Origin of the sequence: Planotetraspora silvatica (assembly GCF_016863315.1) — a bacterium.
Classification (GTDB): Bacteria; Actinomycetota; Actinomycetes; order Streptosporangiales; family Streptosporangiaceae; genus Planotetraspora; species Planotetraspora silvatica.
The window spans coordinates 161,252-170,808 of the sequence record NZ_BOOQ01000016.1 but is presented as its reverse complement, the minus strand read 5'-3'; the positions used below and the strand labels follow the sequence as shown (position 1 = coordinate 170,808).

At 67.1% G+C, this 9,557-nt stretch carries 7 protein-coding genes; 5 read left to right on the top strand and 2 right to left on the bottom strand.

The window, feature by feature from the left end; all coding sequences use genetic code 11:
* On the bottom strand, positions 1-1,472 hold a 1,472-nt coding region (locus Psi02_RS14150), incomplete at its 3' end, for a glycoside hydrolase family 99 protein (RefSeq protein WP_203974250.1).
* A 328-nt stretch (positions 1,473-1,800) separates the two neighbouring features.
* Here Psi02_RS14150 and Psi02_RS14145 point away from each other — a divergent pair.
* The 3 genes from Psi02_RS14145 to Psi02_RS14135 all read left to right on the top strand — a co-directional run bounded on the left by Psi02_RS14145 (position 1,801) and on the right by Psi02_RS14135 (position 4,964).
* A complete protein-coding gene (locus tag Psi02_RS14145) occupies positions 1,801-2,403 on the top strand; it encodes a DUF4291 domain-containing protein (protein WP_203974248.1) in 603 nt (200 codons plus the stop codon).
* 48 nt (positions 2,404-2,451) lie between these two features.
* Positions 2,452-2,997 carry an MBL fold metallo-hydrolase gene (locus tag Psi02_RS14140; protein ID WP_203974247.1) on the top strand — a complete coding sequence of 182 codons (546 nt, stop codon included), beginning with the start codon at positions 2,452-2,454 and terminating at the stop codon, positions 2,995-2,997.
* 80 nt (positions 2,998-3,077) lie between these two features.
* Positions 3,078-4,964: a tetratricopeptide repeat protein gene (locus Psi02_RS14135; protein WP_239094876.1), complete on the top strand. Its 1,887-nt coding sequence runs from the start codon at positions 3,078-3,080 to the stop codon at positions 4,962-4,964.
* Positions 4,965-6,061: 1,097 nt separating this feature from the next.
* Here the strand turns inward: Psi02_RS14135 and Psi02_RS14130 are convergent.
* Positions 6,062-6,745: an NUDIX hydrolase gene (locus Psi02_RS14130; RefSeq protein ID WP_203974246.1), complete on the bottom strand. Its 684-nt coding sequence runs from the start codon at positions 6,743-6,745 to the stop codon at positions 6,062-6,064.
* 131 nt (positions 6,746-6,876) lie between these two features.
* Between Psi02_RS14130 and Psi02_RS14125 the strand changes: the two genes are divergently transcribed.
* Positions 6,877-8,649, top strand: a complete 1,773-nt coding sequence (locus Psi02_RS14125) for an AbeC-like domain-containing protein (RefSeq protein ID WP_203974245.1) — start codon at positions 6,877-6,879, stop codon at positions 8,647-8,649.
* Positions 8,646-9,536 carry a 5'-methylthioadenosine/S-adenosylhomocysteine nucleosidase family protein gene (locus Psi02_RS14120; protein ID WP_203974244.1) on the top strand — a complete coding sequence of 297 codons (891 nt, stop codon included), beginning with the start codon at positions 8,646-8,648 and terminating at the stop codon, positions 9,534-9,536. The genes Psi02_RS14125 and Psi02_RS14120 overlap by 4 nt, the downstream gene beginning before the upstream one ends.
* Positions 9,537-9,557: the final 21 nt, after the last annotated feature.

Sequence of the window (9,557 nt, the reverse complement as noted above, 5' to 3'; positions counted from 1 at the left end):
GCCTGCCACGCCGACTGCGGCGGCAACTTCAGCACGACCCGCCCGATCGACGCCGCCGACCCGAGATCGACCTGAACCCATTGTGGGAACGCGTTGTTCGGGCCCTCCCAGTAGCTGTTCGGGTCGCCGTCGACGATGTTCGGCGAGCCGAAGTTCTGGTTGTGGCCGCTCTCCGCGGTCGCCTTGCCGCGAGCCAGGTTGGTGTCGCCGCCGCCACCGCCGACCACAGGAGGCGTGGGCCGGACGGGGGTCAGCGCGATCTGACCCTTCAGCATCCGGCCGCCGTCGCCGGTGAGCCTGAGGTAGTAGTCGGAGGAGCAGACGGTGCCGTCCTCGTCGAGTCCGAGGAAGCCGGAGTTGACCGGGATCATCGACTGGTTCTCCGCCGTCTTGGCGATCTGGTTGCCCTCGTTGAACTCGTCGAACATCGAGATGTAGATGCCCTGGGCGCCCACCCGGACCATGTTGTAGAACTGGCGCCACATGAAGTCGCCGTGCGCGCGATGCCGCGCCGTCACCTCTCCCGGCATCACGCAGGGCTGGTAGTCGATGCCGCGGGCGTTGCAGTACGCCTGGTCGGGGACGTTGAGGTCGTTGTAGAACCGGTCGGAGTCCGCCGCCGTGCTGATCCGTCCCACCATCCACGGCGAGAGCATGTTGTAGGCGTTGAACACGTCGATGAAGCCGGGCCGGCAGTCGTTGATGCCGGCACGCCAATAGGTCGGCACCCCGCCCATCACGTAGCAGCCCTGGCTCTTGAACCAGTTGACCACGTCGAGACAGGCGGCCGCGTCCGACGGGTGCTTGGCCTCGTTGAACCCGAAACCCCAGATGCCGACGACGGGCTTGCCGTTCTGTTTGGCGTACGCGGAGGACGCCGTCATGGCCGACATCTTGTTCGTCCAGTCGGCCTTGATCTCGGGCTGGAAGTTCGTCCAGCCGGACACGTCGTACATGACGTAGAACTTGCGGCCGTTCGCCTCGGCGGCACTGCGGACCTTGACGGCCATCGCGTCGCGGGTCGCGCCCTCGCCGCCGTTCGGGTTGAAGCGCTGAAGCGCGGCGGTGTCGCAGTTGTTCTCCCGCATCCACCGGAAATGGGTGTCGACGGTCTGCTGGTCGTACGACGAGAACAGCGCGGCGGGCTGCCCGTTGCCGAGGTTGGCGTAGGCGGTGGGGTAGGTCCGGGTGAACTCCCGCAGGTCGGGCCACGCGACGATGGTGGTGTTGCCCGGCGAGGGTGGCTGGGACCCGTTCTGGCTCCAGTGCCACCAGGTGTTGATGGGGGCGCCGTCACCCGGGCAGGCGAACCAGCCCTGGTAGCCGACGGTGATCTTCCCGACCACGTCCCCGACGGGACTCGCGGCGTTCGCCGCGCTGGTCATCGCAGAGATCAGTTCGGTTCCCGACACCGCGGCGATAGCGGATCCCGACATCACCGAGGTGATGAACGTCCGGCGGGAGACTGCCACGTGCTTTCCTTTCGTCCAGAACGGCGGTCCATGCCTCACCTCCTCGGCTGGGCCGTCCGGGGACGCTCCGGGGGCTCATGTCGGCGGGTCGGCACGCGGCGGCGCTCGCCGTACCCCCGGCGCGAGAGCAACCACTTTGCACGCATCTTGACAGGCATCGATACCAGCTTGCAATACTCGGAAATATCGATGAAATATGACGGCATATGGATAGCAAGAACTTGCGATCATTGCGGAAAGCGGACCGTTCCAGCATGCGTCCGGAGGAGAGGAATCCCTCGCCGAAATCGTGTTGCCCGGCGATCAGCTGTTCGGCACCGTTGCGGGCATGAGCGTGCCCTACCGGCAGATCCGTGCCGCATACTCCGAGGAGTCCATCACCGTCTACCAGGCCTACGATCCGGCCGTCGCGGGACCCGCCGTCGCCGCGCAGCGGTTCGTCCCCCCGTTCAAGCGAGAACGGATGACCTGGATCAAGCCGTCCTTCCTCTGGATGATGTACCGCTGCGGCTGGGCCACCAAGGCCGGCCAGGGCCGCGTCCTGGCGATCGACATCACACGCGAAGGGTTCGAGTGGGCGCTCGGCCATTCGTGCCTGAGCCACCCGGGCCACGGCGCCGACCAGGCGGACTGGGCGGCGCGGCTGCGGCGGTCTCCGGTCCGGATCCAGTGGGACCCCGAACGCGACCCGCACCACAACGCGTTGCCGTACCGGTCGATCCAGATCGGACTGTCGGGCGAGGCCGTCGACCGCTACCTGGACGAGTGGACCGTGGCGATCACCGACATCACCGACCTGGTCCGCACCGTCCACGCGGTCGTCAGGAGCGGTGGGGATCCCGCCGGACTGCTTCCCGTGGAGCGGCCGTACCCGATCGGCGCGGACCTCGCCTCGATCGTCGAGGCGACGACGGAGGCGGACGTCACCTGAGCCGCCCTCGGCGCGGAAGAGCGGGGTGAGGGTGAATAGTCTGGCGGGATGGCGACAGTTCATGTGCTGACCGAAGGCTACGTCGGAGACCGGGTGGCCGGCACGGTGACCCTGATCAGGGACGGATCGACGATCGCCGTCGTGGATCCCGGGATGGTGGCGGACCGGCGCCTGATCCTCGACCCGATCGAGGCCTTCGGCCTGACTCCCGCGGACGTGACCGACGTGGTGTTCTCACACCACCATCCCGACCACACGCTCAACGCGGCGCTGTTCCCCGAGGCCCGGTTCCACGACCACTGGGCGATCTACCAGGGCGACCGCTGGGACGACCGGGACGCGGACGGCTTCGCGCTCTCCGAGTCCGTACGGCTGACGCGCACCCCCGGCCACACCCCGGAGGACATCACCACCCTTGTGGAGACGGACGACGGGCTTGTCGCGCTCACCCACCTGTGGTGGAACGCCGACGGCCCGGCCGAGGACCCGCTCGCCGTGGACGGCGCCCTGCTTCTCACGTCGCGCGAACGCCTGCTCGGCCTCTCCCCCGCCTTGATCATCCCCGGCCACGGAGCGCCGTTCTCCGTGCGCTGACCCCCCGCCGCGAGTGGGTTCGTGTTCGGTGTCCGGGCATGGCATCGTAGGTCCTCATTTGCCGCGGATGAGGAGTTTTTGTGACGCCAGCACCGGAGGGCATGGGTGACCGCCGCATGGAGGCCGAAGGCGAGCTGAGCATGGCCCGCCTGGCCCTCGACGACGGTGAACGGCAGCACGCGGCGGAGCACATCGCGAACGCCCTGGTCTGCGATCCCACGCTGCCGGATGCCCATGAGCTGCTGACGGTGCTCACCGCACGGTCCAAGGACCGCCTCGACCTTTTCCCGGTCGAGCAGCCGGCCTTCCTCGGCGCGGTCGTCGCCCGCGCGCACGTGCTGGCCGCCGACGGGGAGCACGACGAGGCCCTCGGCCTGCTCGTGTCGGCTCAGTGCCATCAACCGGCGGGCCGGTGGGCGGACGTCCCCTGGGTGCTCGACGGCGCGCTCGCCACCCGGGTGCCGCCGGACGAACTGTGCGCCCTTGCCGCCCGGCTGCTCCGGGTGCTTCCCGACCCGATCCCGCGCGACATGCGGCCCGGCGTCCAGCCGTACCTCTCGCTGGTGCGCAACTCGGCCGGTCTGTGGCCGGAACACGCCGGGATCCTGTGGGTCACGTCCGTCCTGTCCCGCCGCATGGAGCTGTGGGACGAGGCGCTCGACACGGCTCTGCGCTCGGAGAGGGCCGCCCCTTCGCTGCAGGCGTCGGTGGCCGTGGCGTACGCCTACCGGAGCATGAAGCGCTGGGCCGAGGCCGAGCGGGCCTTCCTGCGCGCCCTGGAGCACGATCCCGGCAACGCCGCGGTGGAGACCGACGTCGCGGAACTGCTGGCGACGAGCGGCCGCGCCGAGGAGGGGCTCGTCTGGGTGGAACGCGTCCTCGAACGCGAGCCCCACCAGGAGAACGCCTTCCCCACGGCGTGCGGCATGCGCTTCGCACGTGACGGCGACGTGCGCCACCTGATCGACCTCGCCGACCACCTGCGCGAACATCCCGACAATTCGCACGCCGAGGCGGTGCTGACGTCCTGGTCCCAGCGTCGTTTCTGGCTCGGCCCGGTGCCGGCGCCCTCGGAGTCGGTCGTCAACGTGCTGTCCCAGGTGCTGGAGGCGGAGGAGAAGCCGAGCGGGGGGACGCTTACCGTCTCGGCGCCGGAGCCGCCGAGCGCCCTGCTGGCCTTCAGGCGCTCCCTCGCGGACTTCACGCTGACGATCGACGGCGTTCCCGACCCCGACCCGCGGGCGCCTGTCCCTGAGGTGTTCGCGGCGGGCCCGGTCCGCTCGATCGGCAGAAGGGTGTGGGACTACGAGGGAGCCGAGGCCCGGCCGTCGGCCGCCCCGCCGTCACCCGACGCGGCCCGCGCGCTGCAGGACATCGCCCAGGAGGGCTGGCCGCACCTCCTCGCCGCCTACGATCACGCGGTGCGCCTGTCGGGTCTGCCCCTCGACGACCTCCTCGGCGTTCTGGTCCACCCGCCGGCGCCGCTGAAGGACGACGCGGCCACCTGGCCGGAGTGGATCCGCTCGGTCCAGGCGTGGGCCTGCCTCGGCATCGCCCATCACCGGGCCGACCAGCCCTGGGCCGCTTCCGACCGGCGGGCGGTGCTCATCGATCTGGCCTACGGGCCGGAGGACTGGGTGACGGAGACGGCCCTGCTGGGGCTGGTCGCGACGGCGTGGGTGACGCCTGACACCCGTGCGGACGTCGCCGAACTGGTCGGATGGCGCTTCATCGCGGCGATGGAGGCGAGCCGCACGCGCCCCGTCACCCTCCTGGAGTCGCTGGCGCTGCTGACGCTGGCGACGCCGGAGATGAATCCCGACGTCCGGGCCCTGGCCTCACGAGTCCTGACGCCCGACGACGGCACCGATGCCGGGGGCCGCGGCGGACGACCGCGCGAACCCGGGGAGATCCGCCCTCGCTGGTGGCGCCGCGTCGTGCCGCGGCGGCGCCGTGGAGGCGCCTGACCGGGCTCCCCGGCCCTGACCGCGTCACGGAGCCTACGAGGGCCACTGCGGGGCGCCTTGTCACGATGGCCGACCGGATGCTCGGGTCGCGCACGGCCGAGGGACGCGGTGCAATATGGCTGCGACGGGGCGCCAAGTCGCTGCCGCAATCGACAACTTCGCTGGTTGACTGACCGCCGTGGTGGGCCGGATCTGCATTGACATGCTGCGCCCGCGCAAGGCCGACCCTGATGCATCGTAAGACGACCAACTGCCCAAGTTGGTCGCGACCCGAGGACAGCCACGGACGCCCGAGGACGACGTGTGCTCTCCGACCATCGGGCTGGCGCTACTTGTCGGGGCTCGGTACTCTCCGCACGCCGAACGGCTGCTCGCCGCAAGCCATACGCGTCCAGACGCGCCGCGATCGCCGCGGAGTCAAGCCGGGCGCCCAGATTCTGAACGACCAGATCCCCCAGGCCCACGGCGGCGAGTTCGCCGGGAGCACCCTGCAGGAGAAGCCCTGCCAGCGCAGCATTCGTCCGTGCAAGGTTCTGTTCGTCGTACCACTCAACCCACAGCAGTCGTAGCGTCTTCCAGGCCGTCTCCACCGACCCGAAGACGTTAGCCGACGCGAGCTCGTCGAACGGCGCGCGGAGGTCGCCAGAGAGCCAGTGCTCCAGTAACTCGGCTGGGCTCCCCGAGCTCCAGGCCCGGTCACTCAGCTCCTGCACGGGTCGGGCCGGGATCGTCGACACGAAGTGGAAGTGCCGCCCGGCCTCCGCGTGTCGTGCAGCTGCGGCCCAGATTCCCTTAGCCTGCAGTGATGCCACCGTCCAAGCGTTGGCATTTCCCTGCTGACGCTTCACCTGGTGGACCTCGATCGCCCCGGCCCGCCGGAGGGTGAATTCGGCACCCTCGGCTCGCTCGCCGACATCCTCGACTGTGATCGATTCGGCACCACCTTGCAGCACATACAGGAGGTGCTGCACGGTCCAGGCGCTCTCATATCGATTGCTGACCTTGTCGGTCTCACCTGCCGGCCGAGGGCTCATCGTCACTCCGGTGGTCGACTCCAGCCCCCCTATTCTCGCGTACCCGGATCAGCCTGAGGACGCTCAACGACCGACCGGAAACTCACTCGATCGCAGCAATGGAGGGATCAACAGCGACGCGACTCCTCTCCTATAAAGGGCCGCAGGACGGCCAACTTCGGGAAAGCGGCGCTCACCTGTGGGCTCGAGAAAGCCTTCCGTTCGTGTCACCTTCCTACGGAAGTTACTCGGGTCGAGCTTGAATCCCCATACAGCTTCGTAGATGCGGCGCAGGTCGCCGACGGTGAAAGGTTCGGGGCAGAACGCCGCGGCTACCGTCGTATGTTCAAGCTGCCACCTGGCCCGCTCCAGTCCATCGCGGAGTATCGCAGCATGATCGAAGGCTAGTGGCATGCCACCTCCGAGAGCGGTTGAGACAGGCATCCATCGCGCCGCTGCGGCATCCGTGCCTGCGACGGGCAGCGGCAGGTCGGGCCCAAGTGCCAGATAGGCCACCGTGATTATCCGGCCCCGCGGGTCGCGCTCCGGGTCACTGTAGGCGTGCAACTGCTCCAGATGCAGTTTCCGACCGTCGAGCGCGGTCTCCTCCCGCAGTTCCCGCAGTGCTGCCTCATCTAGGGTCTCGCCGTCGCGAACGAAACCGCCTGGGAGCGCAGCACAGCGCCGATAGGGCTCGTTGCCGCGCTCAATCAGCAGGACCTGCAGTTCGTCCTGCCTGACAGTGAAGATCACCAGGTCCACCGTCATGGTGACCGATGCCGGCGGACGTCGGCTGGACCTTTCTGACACGGTCCCACCCTAGCTAAAGGTCACCTTGACTTAAACCAGTAGAGCGACTTATGGTCAATTCGACCTAAACAGGAGTGCAGGAGGGCGATATGGCCCGATTGGGAACGGCACCTGACAAGTACCGGCACGACGGGGCCTTGAGAAAAGATGCCGCTACCCGGCACCTCTGCGCGGGCGTGTACCTCGACCGCACCTTCCGCGGCATCGTCCTTCGGCAGGTACACAACGACACGGCGCACATGGTCGCTCCGTCATACGGCTTCGACCTAGTGCCCGTCGTCAGACACGCGTGGTGGGCCTGGGGCCTAGAAACGGCTCAACATCTGTGCGTCCTGATGGTTTTCGCCATCGGTTGCGCCGTCAATCCGCCGGCCACCCTCTCTGTAGTCAGTGGACTCGGATTCTGGTTCATGGCCCGCCTGGCGATCAAGAGCGCCCGCACGGTGCTGCCACTCCGGGCGAAAGCAGCAACAGACACGTGGCTGCATCGGACGAGGTGGAGAAGCGACTCGGACGAGTTGCGGCAGCAGACGCGCCTTCTCCGCCTCAGTGGTGTCGGATGCGTCGTCCTCGCCATGACGCCGCCCCTCATGGCTGGGTTCTCCCGCATTCCGCTAGGTGAGATGACGAGAGCGACGGCACTCTTCGCGCTGCTGATCGCCATCGTGGTGGGCGGAAGGGGCGCAGCCGAGCGGATATGCCTGAATCGAATGCATCATGCTGCCTCATCGCGGCCGCGGAAGCTCACCCTGCGGCAACAAGCGATCCATGATCAGCAGTTTCATCCCTACGTGGTCTACCGCAGGCCCTCGCCACCGGAGCCTGAAGCGGACCCGGAGAGCTTCACCTTCGAACTGATCGACGAGGACCGGAGCCCGTTCGTGGGCAGCGGCGAGCTCGTGCACCGATGGCTTCCCCCGCTCACGGTCCAACTGCTCCGATCGGCGAAAGACCTGGGAAATCCTCTGGAACACAAATCGATGGATGAGCGGGAATATCCCAAAGCGCCCTTCGAGACTCACGAACTCGTCGCCTACTTGAAAAAGGCCATGGCGCCCATGGGAGACGGTGACGATCCGACCGGGTTACGCGGGTTCTCCGTGCACGACCGGCTGTACATAGCAGAATCCGACGTACGGCCAAGCCCTGAATGGCTCAGGAAGCGGCCTAATCAGAACGACATAGACAAGACCATCAATGATCCCTACGACGCCGTTCACCACTTTCTGGAGATCGGCGCCAACGTCGCCGGAGAGCTGGTCACCACGGTCTTCCTCCGGGTGACCGTCAAGGGCCGGGCGCTCAGTCTCGACTTCGCCACGTGCGCGCTGACCCGTACCCCCGTCGACTACCAGGTGCTCAACGCCTTCGCGGAGAGCGGGACGAGCGCGGTGATGCGCTCCACCTTGCGCGGACTGTTCAACCTTCCGTCCCAAGTCGCAGGAATGTGGCGTCTTATCGAGGCTCCCCTGCTCCTAATCGGTGCCGTGCGCGCCCGAAAGAATCGCATGCTGAAACCCCGGCGCGGGATGGCCATCGGCGCACAGTTGAGCATCCGCGAGGAGAAGTCGACCCCGTGGAAGCACGCGCAGTTGGACGAGGTCACGATCCACGACCATATGAAACTCATCGAACAGCGCCTGCTCAAGGCGACCGAAGACTTTCTCGAATCACGCAAGATCGATACCTCCGCGTTTAAGAAGCGAGCGGACAGCATCATCAACACGGGCGTGCTCAACATGGGCGGAAAAACCGAGATCAAACAGTCGGCGATCGGCACCAAGGCCCAGGTCCGCCCGGACGCCCGCGAACCCGATAAGAACACCGAACAGTCCTCGACAGGCGATGAGGGAGAACGATGAACGGCAACAGCGGCATCGTCAACTACGGAGGTTCCATGGACATCAGCCAGTCCGCGGTCGGACACGGAGCGACGGTGAACTTACCGGCCGACCGCGCAATGGCACCGCCGGACGCCGAACGTGCCGACGTAGGAGTGATCACCATCCTTGGCAAGGAGGCCGGCGCAGTCCACGAAGTGCTCGGCCTGCGGCGCGTCCAGACCGGCGGGCTCCCCTTCTTCGAGGGAGCCGTAAACGTCCGGGGGATGATCATCCGGATCGCCGCGATCCGCGCCCTGTCCCAGGGGCAGCGGTCGACCGTAATGGCCTTCGATCACCTACGGCGACACTACAACCCCGCCGTCGTCGTACTGACCGGAATCGGCGGAGGCATCCACAAGGACACCGCGATCGGCGACGTCGTCGTAACCACGCGGGTCGTTTACTACGACCTGCGCAAGGAAACCCCTGACGGGCCGCGGCGCAGAGGTGAGGAGCGGGAAGCCCCCGCCCCGATCGGCCACGCCGTCAACTCCTTCTTCACCGACTACGGTGAACCGGCCAAATTCCAGGCCGCCGACGGCAACGGCATTAGGCGCGACTACCTGGTGCACAATGGGCCAATCGGCTCAGGTGACGCGGTGATCGCAGATGCCGAATCAGAGATCATCCAATACCTCAGAGCCTTCAACGACAAGATCCTCGCCGTGGACATGGAAGCCGGTGGCCTCACCCAGGCCTTCCACGAACAGGACGGGCCCCAGGCGGTACGCGGCTGGGCCATCGTGCGCGGAATCTCCGATGATGCCAGCCCGAGCAAAAACGACGACAACCACGACATCGCCGCACGACACGCTGCCACGGTTCTGCGCAGCCTGCTTCCCTATCTCCCGATCGACAAGAAGTGACACTCTGCCTCCTCCTGGCCG

Bases quoted from the DNA above. Each gene is read 5' to 3' on its own strand.
- Psi02_RS14145 (WP_203974248.1), top strand. From the start codon at position 1,801: ATGAGCGTGCCCTACCGGCAGATCCGTGCCGCATACTCCGAGGAGTCC.
- Psi02_RS14140 (WP_203974247.1), top strand. From the start codon at position 2,452: ATGGCGACAGTTCATGTGCTGACCGAAGGCTACGTCGGAGACCGGGTG.
- Psi02_RS14130 (WP_203974246.1), bottom strand. From the start codon at position 6,745: ATGACGGTGGACCTGGTGATCTTCACTGTCAGGCAGGACGAACTGCAG.
- Psi02_RS14125 (WP_203974245.1), top strand. From the start codon at position 6,877: ATGGCCCGATTGGGAACGGCACCTGACAAGTACCGGCACGACGGGGCC.
- Psi02_RS14120 (WP_203974244.1), top strand. From the start codon at position 8,646: ATGAACGGCAACAGCGGCATCGTCAACTACGGAGGTTCCATGGACATC.